This window comes from Rhodococcus sp. IEGM 1302 (assembly GCF_030056935.1).
Lineage (GTDB): Bacteria > Actinomycetota > Actinomycetes > Mycobacteriales > Mycobacteriaceae > Rhodococcus_F > Rhodococcus_F qingshengii.
On the sequence record NZ_JASHKY010000009.1, the window covers coordinates 54731 to 71950 of the forward strand.

Here is a 17220-nt window from a genome sequence, read left to right on the forward strand (position 1 = left end):
GTGCCCCAGCGACCGTCGTCGCTGGGGCACAGTTGCATTCAGGGCCTTCTCGGACCCAGGCAGGTTCAGGAGGGCGGGAACTGGCCGTCGGCAACCACGGCGCTGCCGTTCCACGTGAAGTTCACTATGTTCGGTCCGCCTTGGGGACAGCAGAATGCATCGTCGTCCAGCAGCCAACGGTATTGGACGGATACCGAATCCTTGTTGCTGTCGATGACGTGTGTGTACGAGTACGGCTCACTGGTAGCCGTGCCCAGGTATGTTCCGTCGTGGAAGAACAGGACGTGTGACTGGTAAGTCGCATCGCCGACGCCGTCGCCGTCCACCGAAACCCAGAGCAGGTCAGGACAATTCCCGATCTGTTCTTCGCTCGCGGATCTCGGTATCCAATTGCCCCCGTTGATGTCGGTGCCCAGCGTGCCGATGGCGTCGGTGACGAGCGAGGAGCCGACGTCGAGACAGGGACCCGAAGCGGGGATTGCTGTCGTAGTCGCCGTCGTGGATGCATTTGTGCGGGTGTTCGATTGTGGCGGGGGAGAGCTCGCTACCGTCGTCTCGGTTTCGTTTGCCGTCGATGTCGCCGACGCCGTTGAACTGGCTGCCGTGGAACTCGCCGCCGCTTCAGGTGTTCCTTCGGTCGACCCACAACCGGCGACCGTCAGGGCAGTGGCCGTCACCAGTGCAGCGGCTGCGACGGCGGCCGAAATCGGAGCTTTCCTGCGCATGCGTCCTCCAGAGTGTATGGGTTCACGTGTTCAAGTCCCTCCTTCGTTCTGTCGCCGGGCCGCATGCGTGCGTTATCGAACAACCGGTAACGATCAGCTATCGGACTCGGTGTTCCGTGCTTCGGTGCTCTTGGCCCCGGCCGCGTCGTATCGCACGGATCCAGCAACGACGGTCATCGCAATCTCTGTGGTCAGGAGAGAATCGACCCCTTCGGTGAACGGATCTTGTTTCAGTACGACAAAATCGGCTGCTTTACCTCGAACCAGCTGGCCGGTCACATCTTCCCACCGGCACGAGTAGGCAGCGTCGCGAGTTGCGTGAGCCAGCGCGTCCGCGAGGGGGAGTGCGTACTTCGGCAGGTTGGGTGCCAGTGACGGATCGATTGCGGATCGACGGGTGGTGGCGATGAACATGTTCGGCAGCGGCGGGTGGGGAGCGGTCGGAGCGTCCGAACCCAACGCCAGAACCGCTCCGGCCTCGGTGAATTCGGGCCAGGGGTACGCGCGATGGACCCGGTAGTCGCCGAGCATCGCCTGCCAGTTCTCCTGGATTGCAGGGTCAGCGTGAACCGGTTGCATCGAGGCGATGATTCCCAGGCGGGCAAGCCTTTCGACGTTGTCCCGGGTGATGGACTCCAAGTGTTCCATTCGGTGCCTGCGGGGAATGTCTCCGTTGGCGGCGATCGCGTACTCGAGTGCCGTCAATCCGATCTCCGACGCCTCGTCGCCGATCGCGTGCATCGCGATCTGCAGGCCTGCGGCGTCAGCGGCTGTCACGACGGGGATCAAGGACTCGAGATCCCAGATGGGCTCGGCGTTGGTGCCGTCCGAGTACGGCTCTTTCATTGCGGCAGTGCAGCTGTCGATCACACCGTCGATGATGATCTTGATTCCGGCGATACGGAGCCACGGACCTTGGACGCGCTCGTGGAGTTCGATCACGTCGTGAACTTGTCCGACGTTGTCGGCCTCGTTGTCCTCGCGGGTCATCAGCCAGTGAGCCGCGACACGCAGCGGCAGTGTTCCGTCTCCTGCGTCCAATGCTCTTTCCAGCGAGGCTAATTCGTCCGCGCCGAGTGCCATGTCGACCGCACCGGTCACGCCGTCCTCGAGATAGTGGCGGAAGGCGAGAGCGAGGGCGGCGTCCCGGTCTTCGTCGGATGCGAGCTCCGCCAGTTTCGGCCAGACGTAGAGCATCATGGCGGTCTCGTACAGCATTCCGGTGGCTTCTCCGGTGTCCGGATCCCGGCCGATACGACCGCCGATCGGATCGGGAGTGTCCGCGTCGATGCCGAGTTCTCGCAGTGCTGCAGTGTTCACCCAGACCGAATGTACGTCGTTGGCGTCGAGGTACACCGGGCGATCGGGCACGACGGCGTCGATCATCTCTCGCGTCGGGTGCCCTCCATCCAGCGCGGAGAACAACCAACTGCGACCCAGCAGACGTGGTGCATCCGGGTTCGATTCCGCGAATTGCTTGATGCTGGACTGAATGTCGGCGAGATCGGTGGCATCACGCAGATCCAACTTCTGCAGCGCGAATCCCATCATGACCAAATGTGTATGTGCGTCGACGAAACCGGGTAGCACGACGGCGCCTTGGAGATCGATCACCTCGGCGTCGGGTGCCAGGATATCGGCATAGACGGTTTCGCCCACGAATCTGAGCTTGTGGTCCTCGACGACTATGGACTCGGCCCATCCGTCGTCGGCAGCCGTGAAGATCTTTCCGTTGCGGTAGTGAGTGATGCTGTCATTCATGACTTCTACGTGATCCTTACGCGATGACGGTAGTAGTGATGGCGGCGCTGTGGTGACGATACGCACCTTCGGTATGTGCAGAGAGTCGGGAAACCAAGGCGAACGGGACCAGTAGAACGAAGCTGATCCCCGAGATGATGACTCCGAAGGTCGGATACCCGAGGCCGGCCGTCACCGAAGTTCCGAACAGCGGCGCGAACGCGGAGCCGATGAGGTAGGTGCCCAGTAGTGGCGCCGACCATCGGCCGGCCGCGTCGAGCGCGGCCGAGATGGCAACCAGGACGATGAACGTGGCCGCGTAGATCGTGTTCCAAGCGATGACCACTACCAGGTAGATCGTGGGATCGGTGGTGAGGCCGGCAGACAGCTTCAGAATTGCCCCGAGTATCAGTAGCACGGAGATCGATACTGTCCGACTGACCCGAGAACCCAACGCGGTCAAGGTAACAGCCGCGAGCACACCACCCGCCGTTGATGCGCTCAGTGCGAGACTCATTTGTTGATCCGAGAGCCCGGCGTGCTCGGAACCCATGATGCCGAGTACTGCCCACAACGAGTCCTCGCTGATCGCCCAGACTGCAAGCATCGCGAGAAATGCGGTTCCGGCAAAAGTGAGACGTTTCGCGCTGACCCCGGCGGGGAGAGCTGTGGTCGTATTGGCGGACTTCGCCATCTCCGGCGACTCTTTCACCGGGGACGACGGCAACCAGGTGACCGTTGCTGCGGTAGCCAGTGCCAGGACTGCGACGATGCCGAATGCGTTGGTCATGTGTGTGCCGAGGATGGGTATGAGAGCGAGGACGGCTGTGACGACGACACGGTTCACGAGGCCGCTGATGCTTGACGCCCGGTCCGGGTTCGTGAGCGCGGCCAGTGCCGCTCCGCCAACGGATGCGGATCCACCAGCGCCGATACCGCCGACGATGATCGCGGCGCATGCGATCGTCGTGGACGGTGCGATGGCCGCAACGCCGAATGCGGCTGCCATCGCGATCAGGCTGACGCGGCCGAGGAGATGGCGATGCCGGCCCGAGGCGATTCGGGTGGTGGCGAGGCAGGTGACGGCGCAGACCAGCAGCGATGCGGTCAGAACGGCACCGGCAGCGGATTCGGTGACACCAAGGTCCTCGACCATTGCCACGATCATCAGGGGGATGAGGTTCGCGGTGATGAACCCCATGACGCCGATACTGAAGACGGCAATACCGCGGTTGGCGGTGAGTGGAACCCGGTCGGACTGCGTATTCGTCGAAGCGTTGATCGGCACTAGGGCAACCCCATGTCCTGAAGGGGGTGGCTGAACCGACCCCTGGTGGCGTGATGCGAGTCACTTAATGAATGTGATTCGTTAAGTATGGGGATGGGCTCCGCCACGGTCAAGAGATCTAACGAATTTGATTCGTTAATTGTATGTTTCCGGATACGTGCTTCCGTAAAGTGGCGTCGCCGGTCTGTTTCCTGTTGTGAGGCTTATGCTTCCGCAATGGCTGAGATTGCGGAACGCACCCGCTACTTCGAGCGCTACGTCACTTTCATCGACGCGATTGTCGCCATTGCGATCACGCTGCTCGTCCTGCCGCTGGTCGAACTCACCAGTGACCACCACGGCACCACGTCGGAACTCCTGCGCGATCACGCTGCGCAGTTCTATTCGTTCGCCCTGAGCTTTCTGGTGATCTTCCGGCTCTGGTGGTCGCAGCATCGGTTGCTTCGTTTTGTGGTCGACGGAGACAAGGTGGTCGTTCGTGGGCTGGGGTTGTGGGTGATGACCATCGTGTTCCTGCCCTTCCCGACAGCGCTCGTTGCGGCGCCGTCGCAGGATCTCGGGACCAGGGCTCTCTACATCGGGACAATGGCAGCCAGTGCTGCGTGCCTGGCGGTGGTCGCGTGGGGTCTGGTTCGCAACCCTTCGTTGAGTGAAGAGAATGCGAAGCCGCATTTCACCGCTGAAATCGTCACTTTCCTGATCATGGTGGTGGCGCTGCTCGTCAGTGTGCTCGTTCCGGTGACGTCGTACTTCCCGCTGTTTCTTCTCCTGCTGTCGACGCCGATCGAGAAGCTGTGGAACCGAGTGGCGGCGAAATGGAGTCGCGGTGAAGGTGAGATGAGCTAGTCGGCGCGAGCGGTCATCGCGGATTTCTTGGCTTTGTTTCCGCAGATGTTCATCGAGCACCAGCGTCGGTTGTTGCCGCGACTGGTGTCGACGTAGAGGCCGGTGCACCCGTCGCCCTGGCAGGCTTTGACGCGGTCCCGGTCGGGTCCACCGAGCACCGCGATCGCGTCGGCAGCCACTATCGACAAAGCGTCGCGGATCGGATTGTCTCCGGCTGATTTCCAGAGGGCCCGGCCACTCTCGAGGACGAGGTGGGCATCACCGAGCTCGGATGCGGTGTTGACGATCCCGACATCGGCGCGTGAGACGCGGCGGTCCTCGCATACGGCGGTTCCGATGCGATGAATGGCCTCACGTAAATCCTGCGCGCCGCGGAGGTCGTCTTCTGTCGCGGTTGCGGGGGCGTCCATCAGATCGTTGGCGCGTAACCATAATTCGAGTCGCTGCGGGCTCGTGAGTCGTTCGAACCTCGAGCCGTTCCGATTGGTGAGGGTGGCGGTGAAGCGGAAGGCGAGCGTGTCGTTGTCGAGTCGAAACACGTCCCGAGCGGATTGATCAGCTCCTGCTTCGTTCACTTTCATCCTCCTTCGTGGCGAACCATCTCAACCGGTTCGACAGCAACTGTACCCGTGTGAGAGTCTTGAACCATCTTAGATGGTTCAGCACTTTCGAGAGGGAAATCCATGACTTCTGTTTCCGTGGTCGGCTTGGGCGCGATGGGTCGTCCCATCGCTCGAAATCTACTGGGCGCAGGCTTCGACGTGACGGTGTGGAATCGCAGCCCTGAAGCGGTAGCCGAACTGGTCGAGGAAGGGGCGATCGGCGCGAAAACCGTTGCCGAGGCATTCCAGTCCGGTGTTGTGCTGTCGATGTTGGCAGATGATTCGGCCGTGTTTTCGGCCATTCTGGATCCCGCCGTCCTCGCATCCGTTCCGAGTGGAACCGTGCACGTCAACATGGCCACCGTCAGCGTCGACCTTGCCAAGCGCGCCGCCGCACTGCACGCCGAGTACGGCATCGGGTACATCGCGGCGCCGGTGTTCGGACGCGTTTCTGTTGCTCAGGCTGGCCAGTTGAACATCATCGCCGCCGGCGACAGTTCCCTCCTCGAGCGAGTGCAACCCTTCCTCGACGTCATCGGTGCTCGCACGTGGCCACAAGGTGAGCGTCCGGAGCAGGCCAACATCGTCAAGATCATCGGCAATTACCTCATCCTCGCCGCGATTCAATCCTTGGGCGAGGCAATCACATTGGGGGAGAGGTCCGGTGTGGACGGAAGCCAACTCGTAGAACTGCTGACCTCGACGATCTTCCCGGGGCCGGTCTACTCCAGCTACGGAAACCTCGTCGCGACGCGTCAGTACGAGCCTGCAGGATTCACCACAGCTCTGGGCCTCAAGGATTTGAGGCTTGCGCTCGACGCCGCCGACAGCGTCGATCTGGATTTGCCGTTCGGTGGCGTACTTCGAGGCGTGCTCGCTCAGGCTCTGGCGAACGGTCAGGGCGAGATGGACTGGGCGTCTATTGCAGAACTGGTCCGTTCCGGCCAGTCGGGTGAAGGCAGTCCCGAAACACCGACGAGGTGAGCTCGAACTCGGACGGGACGGCGACTTCGGCACTGGCGGAGACCGATTTCGTCCGGACACTACCGCTGGCCGGGTTGTCGGCACTCGCAATGGCAGGCTTCATAGCGATCACAACCGAAACCATGCCGGCCGGACTACTGGTGCAGATCGGGTCAGGGTTGTCCGTATCGGTCTCCGGCGCAGGGCAATTGGTCACCGCATACGCATTGGGTTCCGTCGTCGGGGCGGTACCACTGATCGCATTGACCCGAGGATTGCGACGGCGTGCTGTCCTGGTGTCGGCGATTCTGGGGTTCGGTGTCTTCAATCTGGTGACAGCGCTTTCGTCGAATCCGGTTCTCACCTTGGGTGTTCGGTTTCTGGCCGGTATGGCGGCAGGTGTGGTGTGGGGGTTGCTTGCCGGGTACGCACGCAGGATGTCGCCCCCTCACCTGCAGGGGCGGGCCATTGCGGTTGCCTCCGTCGGACAGCCGATCGCGTTGGCAATCGGCGTTCCGATGGGGGCGTGGCTCGGGACCCTGGCCGATTGGCGCGTCGTCTTCGCCGTGATGTCGGTTGCTGCGCTACTTCTGGTCGCGTGGATACTCACGGTGATGCCGGACTTTCCCGGGCAACAAGCGGATCGGCAGCTGCCGGTGCGGAAAGTCCTGGTCCTGCCTGGCGTACGACCTATTCTGTTTGTCGCGTTCTTGTGGATCCTCGCGCACAACATCGTGTACACGTATCTGGCGGCGTTTCTGGATCGCATCGGTTTCGGCGATCGGTTGGGAATCGTCTTGTTCGTGTTCGGACTTTTCGCCTTCGTGGGCATCGGTGTGGTCGGGGTGTTTGTCGACCGGGCCCTTCGAAGTCTCACCGTGCTGAGCTTGGTGGTCTTTGCCGCAGCTTTGACGGCGTTGGGCGTCGGCGGTGACAGCTTCGCAGTGATCGCACTCAGCGTTGCGGTATGGGGCGTGGCATTTGGAGGCGCTCCCACTCTCCTTCAGACGGCGCTCGCGGATACGACGGGCGACGCTGTGGACACGGCGCAATCGGTTTTCGTGACGATCTTCAATGCGGCGATCGCAGCGGGTGGCGTCGTGGGCGGGCTGATCTTGGCGGACAGGGGTGCGGGAGCGTTGCCGTTGGTTTCGCTGGTGCTGATCGTCGTCGGTGTTCTTGTGGCCAGTATCCGACAATTCGGACATAGCTTGTGATTCACTTCACGCATGCGAAAGTCATTGCTGGTGGTTGCGCTCGTTGCTACGTGGTTTGTCGCCGGAGCGATGCCCGCGGGGGCTGCGGATGCGAATTGGTCCGGTGATTACTCGCTCAAGCGTTTCGCCGCGACCAAGACGGGCACAAGTCTGGCCGCCAGCCAGTGGGAGCCGGATTTCTCCGATACATACACGTTCGAGACGGATTGCTCGAGCGGAGTCTGTATCGCCACAGTGGTCGGCGGTCCGGCTCCCGCCAATCCGACGTTGCCGCAGCCTGCTCGATACACCTGGGACGGAACCAGTTGGGTGCACCCCTATGACTGGGAGTGGGATTGCTACCAGGGGGAGGGCGTGCCCAAGGTGTGGGCACCGGCGCACTCGGAGGCGTATTACACACCTCAGCCCGATGGCAGTCTGAAAGGTTCGTGGCGTACCGACATCAAGAGTGGTCCCTGCGCGGGATCGGTGATCATGCGCGTCGAGGCGTACCCGGTCGGTCGGTCTACCGGATCTTTCGGTAGTTGAGAACGATCGGCGACTGGATGGTGTTGAAACAAATCTGAGCCCGCGGGAATTGATCGAGCCCCATGCACGTTAATTGAGTCAGTAACGCTCAACTTTCTGCAAGGAGGCTTCGGAATGCCAGCATTCTTCGGGCCCGAGGGTCCCGGTCGCATCGATATTTCCCGGCTCATGAGCAGGGCCACCCAGCAACTCATGGCTGACGCTGCACGTGTAGCGGCTGCTCGCGGTGATTCGGATCTCGATGCACTGCACGTTCTCCGCGTCATGGCGGAGCAGGATCCGGTCCGCACGCTCATGCAGCGCGCCGGAGCCGACCCGAAATCCGTGGTCGACGCCGTCGACCTGCGGCTGCCACAAGGCCGTGAGCAGGGGGCCTACTCTGCTCCTGCGCTCAGCAGTGCCGTGAAAACCGCTCTACTCGAGGCTCATCAACTGGCCCGAGCCCTGGGATCGACGTACATCGACCCCGAACATCTCTTCATCGCCCTGGCCGGTGACCCCGATCATGTTCCGGGTCGTCTGCTCGCTTCGGCCGGCATCACGCCGGAGAAGCTGCAGGCAGCGGTTCAGAATCCCGCAGCCGGTCCAGTCGAAGACGAGTCCACCACACCGACGCTCGACAAGTACGGCATCGATCTCACCGATCGCGCCCGCAACGGCGGCGTCGATCCGGTGATCGGCCGCGCCGACGAGATCGAACAGACCATCGAGATCCTCTCCCGCCGCACCAAGAACAACCCGGTCCTGGTGGGTGAGGCCGGCGTCGGCAAGACTGCCATCGTCGAAGGTCTCGCCCAACGCATCGTCGACGGGGATGTCCCGGAATCGTTGGTGGGCAAGAAGATCGTCCAGCTCGAACTCTCGAGCATGGTCTCGGGTACCCGTTACCGCGGAGACTTCGAGGAACGGCTGACCAAGGTGATCGACGAGATCACCGCACACAAGGACGAGCTGATCGTCTTCATCGACGAGATGCACACCATCGCCGGTGCCGGAGGCGGCGCAGACGGTGCGATGGATGCCGGAAACATCCTCAAGCCCAAGCTCGCTCGCGGTGAACTGCACATCGTCGGCGCCACCACGCTCGACGAATACCGTAAGAACATCGAGAAGGATCCCGCGCTCGAGCGGCGCTTCCAGCCCGTACAGGTCGGAGAGCCGTCGATCGAGGACGCGATCGCCATCTTGAGCGGCCTGCGCAGTCGGTACGAGGATCACCACAAGGTCCATTACACCGACGAGGCGATCACCGCTGCGGTAGAGCTGTCGGCACGTTACATCGGCGACAGGTTCTTGCCGGACAAGGCAATCGACCTGATCGACCAGGCCGGCGCCAGGCTTCGCTTGAAGACGGCCACGGTAGACACCGCTGCGCTGCAGCAGCGTCTCGAGCAGCTCGAGAGCGACAAGGAAAAAGCCGTCGCCGACGAGTTGTACGAGAAGGCGTCGACCCTGCGTGACGAGATCAACGGCGTCGCAAAGCGTCTCGAGAAGGCAGGATCCTCGGTTCCTTCCGAGGAAACGCCGGACGTGACCGCTGAACAAATCGCCGAAGTTGTCGCTCGCGCAACGGGTATTCCGGCAAGCCAGATGACTCAGGCAGAGAAAGATCGCCTGCGCCGTCTGGAAGAGGAACTGCACGGTCGTGTCATCGGGCAAGATGACGCCGTTCGCGCAATCGCGCGTGCCGTGCGTCGTAGCCGTACCGGTATGAGCGATCCGGATCGTCCCGTCGGTAGCTTCCTGTTCCTCGGACCCACTGGCGTCGGCAAGACGGAGCTCGCAAAAGCTCTGGCTGCCACACTCTTCGGAGACGAGAACAAGATGCTGCGCTTCGACATGAGTGAGTTCGGTGAGAGGCACACGGTCAGCCGATTGGTCGGTGCTCCTCCCGGATACGTCGGCTACGGCGAGGCCGGACAGCTCACGGAACAGGTGCGTCGTAACCCGTACTCGGTGATCCTGCTCGACGAGATCGAGAAGGCACACCCGGACGTGTTCAACACCTTGCTCCAGGTGCTCGACGACGGGCGTCTGACCGACGGTCAGGGTCGGACGGTGGACTTCAAGAACACCGTCGTGATCATGACCAGCAACCTCGGCTCGGACATCATCTCGAGCAAGTCCGGTGGACTCGGCTTCACCACGGGTGACGCAGAGTCGGCGGAGAAGCCACTGCGCGACCGCGTGATGGCCAGGTTGCGCGAATCGATGCGGCCGGAGTTCCTCAACCGTATCGACGAGATCGTGATCTTCCGCAAGCTCGACACCGAGCAACTGCACCGGATTACTGATCTGCTGCTCGACGACAGCCGGAAGCGGCTGCAGTCCAAGGGCATCGAGATCGAGTTCACTGCCGACGCGGTGGACTGGATCGCCGAGCACGGGCATCAACCCGAGTTCGGGGCTCGCCCGTTGCGTCGTTCGATTCAGCGTGTGGTCGACGACAAGATCGCCGACATGCTGCTCGACGATCTCCTCGAAGAGGGCGGCAGTATCACCGTCGCGGTTGACGAGGGTGAGTTGGTGTTCAGCTAGGGGCACAGCCCCCTGTGAGCGGTTAGGGAGTCCCAGGACTCCCTAACCGCTCACAGGCGCGTAGCACCCAAAATCTCCGCCGCCAGGGCATCGTTATGCCGGAAGAACCCTGCATTGGTACGGGGACGAGGGAAAGCCGCCGACCAGTTATGGCCTGCAACCCACGGCCCTGCGGCGAAGCGGCGGGGATGAGCAGTGTTGTTCTGGTCGAGAATTCGTGAAGTACCGTCGACGGCGAGCTTCGCCGAACTGTCCACGGTCGCACGAAGTTCGACTGCCTCGCCCCGACGGTGAAGCGTCCGCAGGAGCAAGTCACCGCTCGCGCTGATGGAAGCAACCGGCAAGCGTGCTTCGACGAGGGTGTTCGCGGCCACGATGTCGGTGTGCGACGCACTGCGCGCGACAAAGATCCCAGCCCCCGTTGCCGGGTCGATCTCGGTGGAGAACACCGAATCCGGCCCGAGGAACTGGACGATGCCCGCCTCGTTGAGGGCGACCAACTGTTCCAAACGCTCGGGCGGCGGACCACTGGCGATGAAGCTGAAGAACGAATGAAGCCAACCCTCGACGTCCTTGGCGACGGATTCGGCCGGGATTCTGCCGCGCCGCAACAATTCTCCGACGGTCATGTACGTCGACAGCAGCGCTGAGAAGACAGCCGCGTCGGCGCTGAAATACGGGTCCGACCTCCGCGCGACATCTGCCGAGATGTATTCGGTGATCCGGGACTGGACCTCGGCAAGCCCGTCGTAGCGCTCACCGCCGAGTGGGCGGTTCAGCCGCTCGAGATCGATACGGTCTTCCGGCTTCGGGACTGCGTTCTCGACCAGTTCCTGCAATCGAGGCGATCCCCAAGCCAGCGAGGCGAATTCGGCGTCGAACTCCTCCCAGGTGCCCACTGTCCGATCCGGATGAGATGCGAACAGCTCGTAATAGTGGGCGCCTGCCAGTTCTTTCGACGCCAAGGGCCAGATGTGGTTTCGGAAATCCAACGGTCCGTCGCCGGGAACGAGATCAGCGGTGAAGAACCGCGGTAGCGGTGGCCGCGCGTCAGCGATCGAGTACGAAATCTTGGAATGATACGGCACTCCGCGACGAGATCCGGCATACAACAGGGGTTCCCGACCCGAGGGAGCGTAAGTGAGGACGCCGTCTTCACCGCGTTCGAAGATGCCGCCACGGCTCTCGGCGAGGAGAACCATCCAGTCGATGAAAGCCAGCCCGAGTCCGGCGATCAGAACCGGTTCGCCTTCGGGAATGACATCGGCGTCGAGATCGGCAGTGTAGCCCGGACCCACATACGTCAACCCGTGATCGGACGCGAAGCTGGTCAGCGCGGTTTCGCGTGGGGCAGGCAACGCATCGGGGTGCCCCTGTGCGAGAAGGACGGTCGTCGCGTCGATGACAGCTCCGTCGTCCAGATGAACTGTCTGTGTCTCGCCGACGTTCACGATGTCGACCACGGATCGTCGATGAACTCGAACGTCGACGTGCGCTGGCGCGGAGTCGACTGCAGTCTCGAACACCCAGTTCAGGTATCGGCTCTGCAGTGACCTCGATGCAAACGACGACGGGGTGAGCGTCGGAACTTCTGCTGCGATTTCTGGGAACTCGGCAAGCTCAGCCGAGCGCTCGGCGACCCATTCCGCGAGGGTCGGACCCGGCAGCACCGGGCCGATCACGGCGGTGGTCTCGTCGGTGAACATCGTGACGTCCGCGGTTGTCGAATTCATCCACAGAAGCGGCGCCTGGCTGCCTCGCCAAATACGGCCGGCGCCTGCCGGATACGGGTCGACAACGTGAATGTCGATCGGTGTGGGATCGGCGTTCACCGATTCGTGAGCGAGGATCCGCTCGAGTACGCCGGTCCCGCGGGGTCCACCACCCACGATCACGATGACAGCTGCTGTCCCCACTGAGGTACGGGGTCGATCGCCTGGCACGAGTCCTCCATCGGACCTGGCAGAAAGCACCCGCACCTCAGCAGAGGGGGTTGCTGCGACGTCACGGAGCCAGGACTCTCGATCGCTCTGGATGGTTAGTCCAGCTTATCTTCGGAGAATCGTGAGGCAAGGAATTCCGGACATCAGATCAGCGTGAATCAAACAGTTGTCAATCACTATCTTTCGGTTTGCGTTGCAGGCAGGATCCGAGCGTGAACATCCCCGAAGCCGATTCGTGATCCGCCGACGCCGGGAGCGGTGGCTGAGATGGCGATGGTGTCGCCGTCTTCGAGAAAGGTACGGGTCTCGGAGCCCACAGCTACGGGTTCCTTGCCGCCCCACGTCAACTCGATGAAGGCGCCGCGCTGATCTTTGTCCGGTCCGGAAATGGTTCCGGACGCGAAGAGATCGCCGGTGCTCGCTGCTGCGCCGTTGATGGTGGTGTGCGCGAGCATCTGCGCAGGCGACCAGTACATCTGGGCGTAGGGCGGCCGGGAGACGACGTGACCGTTCCACTCGACGGCCAGGTCGATGTCCAGCCCCCACTTCTCTTCACCACGCAGATAGGAAAGCGGTTCGGGATCCTGCACCGGAGCGTCGATTCGGGCTGCTTCGAGAGCGAGCAAGGGTACGACCCACGGTGAGATGGAGGTCGCGAAACTCTTCCCCAGGTTCGGACCGAGGGGCACGTACTCCCACGCCTGGATGTCTCGGGCAGACCAGTCGTTCACGACCACGGCGCCGAAGACGTACTCGGCAAATTCGTCCGGGGTGATGGAATCGCCCATCTTCGAGGGAGTTCCGACGATGAACCCCATCTCGGCTTCGATGTCGAGGCGCCGGGACGGTCCGAAGTCCGGGCTTTCCTGATCGGGTGCCTTCCGCTGTCCGCAGGGACGAACGATGTCGGTGCCGGAGACGACGATGGTGCTCGAGCGCCCGTGGTATCCGACGGGAAGATGCTTCCAGTTCGGCATCAAGGGGGCTGCGTCCGGGCGGAACAACCGCCCGAGGTTGGTTGCGTGATTCTCCGAGGCGTAGAAGTCGACGTAATCGGCCACTGCGATCGGCAAATGCATTGTCACCGAATCAACGGAAAACACTGCATTCGAGTCTATTTCGCTAGTCACGAGCTCCGTGATCCGGTTTCGCACCGATACCCACTGATCTCGTCCCTGAGCCATGAACGCGTTCAGAGTCGGTTCGGAGAAGACGGAATCACCTAGTGTCGCTGCGAGATCGACCACCGATTCGGCGACGCGCACACCGACACGCGGTAACCCTCCCGCGGGGGAGAAGACCCCGTACGGCAGATTGTCGAGACCGAACAGTGAGTCGGCGGGAATGTCGATGGTCGTGACAGTCATACGAGAGTTCCTTCGGTTTTGTCGGAGCGGACGATCAACCCGAGGCCTTCCAGCTCGGTCAGAGGGTCCGAGATGCTGCAGGTACCGAACGAGAGGAATCGGCGACGCACCTCGCCGGCCTCGTCCTCGGTGAGGTCGGCCAGGGCTTGCGCGATCGATTTTCCATCGCGCTGAGACAGTGCAGCAACAATTTCCGAACGATCGGCGCCCCGCCTCGCCGCGTCGACGGCCACCATGATGTTGAGGAAGCCGTGTTGCTCGAAGCCTGTTTCCGGATCGGTGTTGCGCACGCCGTGGTGCAGTCCCGCAGTCGCCTTGAACGGGATATTGGCTCGGACAACGGATATCACCGCATCGGCGAGCTCTTCCTCGTTCGGGTACGCCTCGGCGACAATCCCGCCGGTGCGAAACTTTGCGGAATGCCCGGCAGTTTCGAGAGCTGCCAGATAGCCCGCGCGCCGATCACCTCGAGGCACCTCGACAAAAATGTCGACGTCGGGATGAGCGGCATGGACACGAGCGATTTCCTCGAAGGCCGCATCGGCGTCCAACCCGTCTGGAATTCCCACCTCGACGGCGGCGACGTGAACACCAGGGATGGCTCGCGCGTTCGAGAGTGCGGCCGCCGTATCGGATGGGCCGGCCGGCACGGTCAGACTCAGCGTCACCGGGCTGTCCGCTGAAACGTACGCAGCCAGTTCGCTCAGTCGAGGCGCGGGAAAAACGAAAGGCCCGACCAGTGCGTCGTAGTCCGCCTGCAGGTAGGCGGCGTGGGCCGGAATTGCTTCGGCGAGAGAAGCATTGCCGGGTGGGAAAAGTGCTGCGTCGTCGCACAGGCCGCGCAGGAGTGGGGAGATGATCGTCATTGCCTAGGCCCCCGCCCTGCCCAACTCCAGGCGTACGCTTCGTCCTCGCAGGCAAGGGCTCCCTCACCCAATTCGAGGGGCCGGAACGTATCGACCATGACGGCCAGCTCGTCGAAGAACTCGGCGCCGATGCTCCGCTCGTAGGCGCCGGGTTGTGGGCCGTGGGCGTGGCCGCCGGGATGAATAGATATCGAACCCTGTCCGATGCCGGAACCCTTGCGTGCCTCGTAGTCACCGCCGCAGTAGAACATGATCTCGTCCGAGTCGACGTTCGAGTGGTAGTACGGCACCGGGATCGACAGGGGGTGGTAGTCGACCTTGCGCGGAACGAAGTTGCAGATCACGAAGTTGTTTCCCTCGAACGCCTGGTGGGCCGGCGGCGGTTGGTGAACACGGCCCGTGATCGGCTCGTAGTCGGAGATGTTGAAGGTGTACGGGTACAGGCAGCCGTCCCAGCCGACGACATCGAAAGGGTGCGTGGGATAAACTATTCGGGTGCCGACGATGCCCGCCGACGTTCGGTGCTTGACCAGTACCTCGACGTCGGTTCCTTCGGCGATCATGGGCGCGATCGGTCCGTGCAGGTCTCGTTCACAGAACGGTGCGTTCTCGAGCAGCTGGCCGAAGCGGGAAAGATAGCGCTTGGGCGGGACGATGTGACTGTTCGCCTCGATGGCGTAGGCACGAAGTGGCTTGTCACCCTTGGGGATCCATCGATGCGTTGTGGACATCGGGATCAGGACGTAGTCACCTTCACTGGCCTCGAGTGCACCGAAGACGGTCTCGACGGTCGCCTCGCCAGATTCGATGTAGACCATCTCGTCGCCGATTGCGTTGCGATACAGGGGAGATGGCGCTGCCGCAACGACGTAGGACAATCGCACGTCGGCATTTCCGAGGATGAGACGACGGCCGGTTACCACGTCGGTCTCGTTCCAGGTGCTTTCGGGAAACAGCGTGTGGAGTTTCAGATGGCGCGGTTTGAGGGGATGGTTGGGGGTTGTGCTCTGATCGCGCAGTTCCCAGACCGTTGCGTCGACGATGGCCGACGGGATCTCGCGGTGGTACAGCAACGAAGAATCCGAGGAGAAACCTTCCTCTCCCATCAGCTCTTCGTAGTAGAGGTTGCCGGACTCGTCACGGTGTTGGGTGTGACGCTTCGGTGGGATGTTGCCGAGTTGTCGATAGAACGCCATGACGGGGCTCCTTCTGTGCTGTTCTGCCTGGCTCACCTCCACCAGATAGTAAACACATTAACTAAAATGATGTGATGAGCGCAACCCTCCAAGGGGTTCGGGTCTATGTCAGTTACGTCCGCGTACGTCGAACTGGCTGCGGTTGGTGATCAGTTTGTCCAGGAGCATGACAAGAATTCGCTGTTCGGCCTCGCTCAGGACGCTTACCCAGGCGTGTTCGCGTTCGTTCTGCTCGCGAAAGGCTTCGACCATGGCTTCTCGGCCCTTGGCGGTCAGGTACAGCTGGACGGAACGGCCGTCGTTCTCGGTGGGCCGACGATCGATCAATCCGTCTGCCAGCAGCGACTTGGACAGATTGGAGACCGCTGCCCTACTCATGCCGGTGAGCTCGGCGGCAGCCTTCGGCTCGATCGGACCGGCCAGCCAGGTGACGAACAACAGCCTGAAGGAGGACCATGACCAGCCGCGAGGGCGGTGGATCGACGACTCGAGATCGTAGGTGACCACGTTGGAAGCCCGATTGAGTGTCAGTAGTACCTCGGTGGCCAGCTGGTCGCGAAAGCCGTGTTCGGTGGCCAGTCGCTTGTTGGCCAGTTCGATGAACGACCAGAAGTTCAGCACGCCGACGGTTGGCTGGTCATCGGTTGTCCGGTCAGTCATGGACTAACCCTAGCGCGATCTGCAGTTGATTAATCCGTGTATTAGATCTCGGGGTTACGATGAAACTTCGCAACCCGGCACTGCGGTCAGGATTCTGAACTATCGTGACGCGCGTGACTGCGCGCAGCGACGAGTTTCCCTTGGACGTCGACCTCATGTCGGTGGGGCAACTCGAGCGGAGAGGACGACTGACCACGGCGGTGGTCGAGATGCTGGCCGAGATGCCGTCGGATCGAATCCAGATGAAAGACGTCTCGGAGCGTTCAGGCGTCGCACTCGGAACGCTGTATCGCTACTTTCCGACCAAACAGCAACTTCTGGCTGCGGCGATGACGGCGTGGAGCGGTCTCGAATCGGTCCGTCGTCCTGAGAAGTTGCGGGCAGACGGTGGTGAGAACAACGCGTACGAGCGGGTTCTGGCACTTCATCGTCGCGAGATGAAGGCATTCGAGCGTAGGCCCTACTTCGCTCGGTTGGAGATCGAACTCCATTCGTCCTCGGATCAGTTCGTGATCGAGTCGTTGGATCTGCGCGCAGCGGCACATCGGAGAATGCTGTTCGAGTTGATGGACGGCGTCCCGGCCGAGACGGCGAGGGTTGCGGCCGTGGCAATAGGCGGCACGATGTTGACGGCCCTTGCGCTGTGGACCAGTGGCCGGATCGGATTCGCAGAGGCCCAGCGGAACGTCGAAGACGTCATCGGACTGGTAATTCGCTGAACGGTTGCAACCTAGAATTCAG

General features: G+C 62.0%; 15 protein-coding genes and 1 riboswitch. Of the genes, 6 read left to right on the top strand and 9 right to left on the bottom strand.

Annotated elements, in window-relative coordinates; translation table 11 throughout:
* Positions 1-65 precede the first annotated feature (65 nt).
* From QM609_RS15430 to QM609_RS15440, 3 genes are all read right to left on the bottom strand, one after another.
* The gene (locus QM609_RS15430; RefSeq protein WP_003940243.1) at positions 66-725 is read right to left on the bottom strand and encodes an LppP/LprE family lipoprotein; all 660 of its coding nucleotides are present in this window, start codon (positions 723-725) and stop codon (positions 66-68) included.
* 93 nt (positions 726-818) lie between these two features.
* Positions 819-2486 (bottom strand): amidohydrolase, encoded by a 1668-nt coding sequence (locus QM609_RS15435; RefSeq protein WP_076948420.1) that lies wholly within the window; start codon positions 2484-2486, stop codon positions 819-821.
* A gap of 16 nt (positions 2487-2502) precedes the next feature.
* Positions 2503-3753 carry an MFS transporter gene (locus tag QM609_RS15440; protein ID WP_047271024.1) on the bottom strand — a complete coding sequence of 417 codons (1251 nt, stop codon included), beginning with the start codon at positions 3751-3753 and terminating at the stop codon, positions 2503-2505.
* Positions 3754-3969: 216 nt separating this feature from the next.
* On the opposite strand from QM609_RS15440, the gene QM609_RS15445 reads away from it, so the two are divergent.
* Entirely contained in the window at positions 3970-4599 is a 630-nt protein-coding gene (locus QM609_RS15445) for a TMEM175 family protein (protein ID WP_003940262.1), read from the top strand.
* Here the strand turns inward: QM609_RS15445 and QM609_RS15450 are convergent.
* The gene (locus QM609_RS15450; protein ID WP_076948419.1) at positions 4596-5180 is read right to left on the bottom strand and encodes a CGNR zinc finger domain-containing protein; all 585 of its coding nucleotides are present in this window, start codon (positions 5178-5180) and stop codon (positions 4596-4598) included. The two genes, QM609_RS15445 and QM609_RS15450, sit on opposite strands and share 4 nt — an antisense overlap.
* A 102-nt stretch (positions 5181-5282) precedes the next feature.
* On the opposite strand from QM609_RS15450, the gene QM609_RS15455 reads away from it, so the two are divergent.
* The 4 genes from QM609_RS15455 to QM609_RS15470 all read left to right on the top strand — a co-directional run bounded on the left by QM609_RS15455 (position 5283) and on the right by QM609_RS15470 (position 10447).
* Positions 5283-6185: an NAD(P)-dependent oxidoreductase gene (locus tag QM609_RS15455; RefSeq protein WP_050654757.1), complete on the top strand. Its 903-nt coding sequence runs from the start codon at positions 5283-5285 to the stop codon at positions 6183-6185.
* Complete coding sequence (locus tag QM609_RS15460; RefSeq protein ID WP_050654756.1) at positions 6182-7381, top strand: MFS transporter; 1200 nt, start codon at positions 6182-6184, stop codon at positions 7379-7381. The genes QM609_RS15455 and QM609_RS15460 overlap by 4 nt, the downstream gene beginning before the upstream one ends.
* A gap of 12 nt (positions 7382-7393) precedes the next feature.
* Complete coding sequence (locus QM609_RS15465; protein ID WP_037128543.1) at positions 7394-7909, top strand: Rv2253 family sensor-like surface protein; 516 nt, start codon at positions 7394-7396, stop codon at positions 7907-7909.
* Between the two features lie 114 nt (positions 7910-8023).
* Entirely contained in the window at positions 8024-10447 is a 2424-nt protein-coding gene (locus QM609_RS15470; protein WP_007733608.1) for an ATP-dependent Clp protease ATP-binding subunit, read from the top strand.
* Between the two features lie 50 nt (positions 10448-10497).
* On the opposite strand, the gene QM609_RS15475 is transcribed toward QM609_RS15470, so the two are convergent.
* From QM609_RS15475 to QM609_RS15495, 5 genes are all read right to left on the bottom strand, one after another.
* A complete protein-coding gene (locus QM609_RS15475) occupies positions 10498-12390 on the bottom strand; it encodes an FAD/NAD(P)-binding protein (RefSeq protein ID WP_228232233.1) in 1893 nt (630 codons plus the stop codon).
* Positions 12391-12394: 4 nt separating this feature from the next.
* Positions 12395-12488, bottom strand: a riboswitch (SAM riboswitch).
* A gap of 78 nt (positions 12489-12566) precedes the next feature.
* The gene (gene fahA, locus QM609_RS15480) at positions 12567-13757 is read right to left on the bottom strand and encodes a fumarylacetoacetase (RefSeq protein ID WP_283337304.1); all 1191 of its coding nucleotides are present in this window, start codon (positions 13755-13757) and stop codon (positions 12567-12569) included.
* On the bottom strand, positions 13754-14623 hold the full coding sequence (locus tag QM609_RS15485; protein ID WP_050654754.1) for a hypothetical protein: 870 nt from the start codon (positions 14621-14623) through the stop codon (positions 13754-13756). Before QM609_RS15485 ends, fahA begins: the two co-directional genes overlap by 4 nt.
* Positions 14620-15819 (bottom strand): homogentisate 1,2-dioxygenase, encoded by a 1200-nt coding sequence (locus QM609_RS15490; RefSeq protein WP_050654753.1) that lies wholly within the window; start codon positions 15817-15819, stop codon positions 14620-14622. Before QM609_RS15490 ends, QM609_RS15485 begins: the two co-directional genes overlap by 4 nt.
* 108 nt (positions 15820-15927) lie before the next feature.
* Positions 15928-16479 carry a MarR family winged helix-turn-helix transcriptional regulator gene (locus QM609_RS15495; RefSeq protein WP_007733603.1) on the bottom strand — a complete coding sequence of 184 codons (552 nt, stop codon included), beginning with the start codon at positions 16477-16479 and terminating at the stop codon, positions 15928-15930.
* Between the two features lie 104 nt (positions 16480-16583).
* On the opposite strand from QM609_RS15495, the gene QM609_RS15500 reads away from it, so the two are divergent.
* Complete coding sequence (locus QM609_RS15500) at positions 16584-17198, top strand: TetR/AcrR family transcriptional regulator (RefSeq protein WP_003939912.1); 615 nt, start codon at positions 16584-16586, stop codon at positions 17196-17198.
* Positions 17199-17220: the final 22 nt, after the last annotated feature.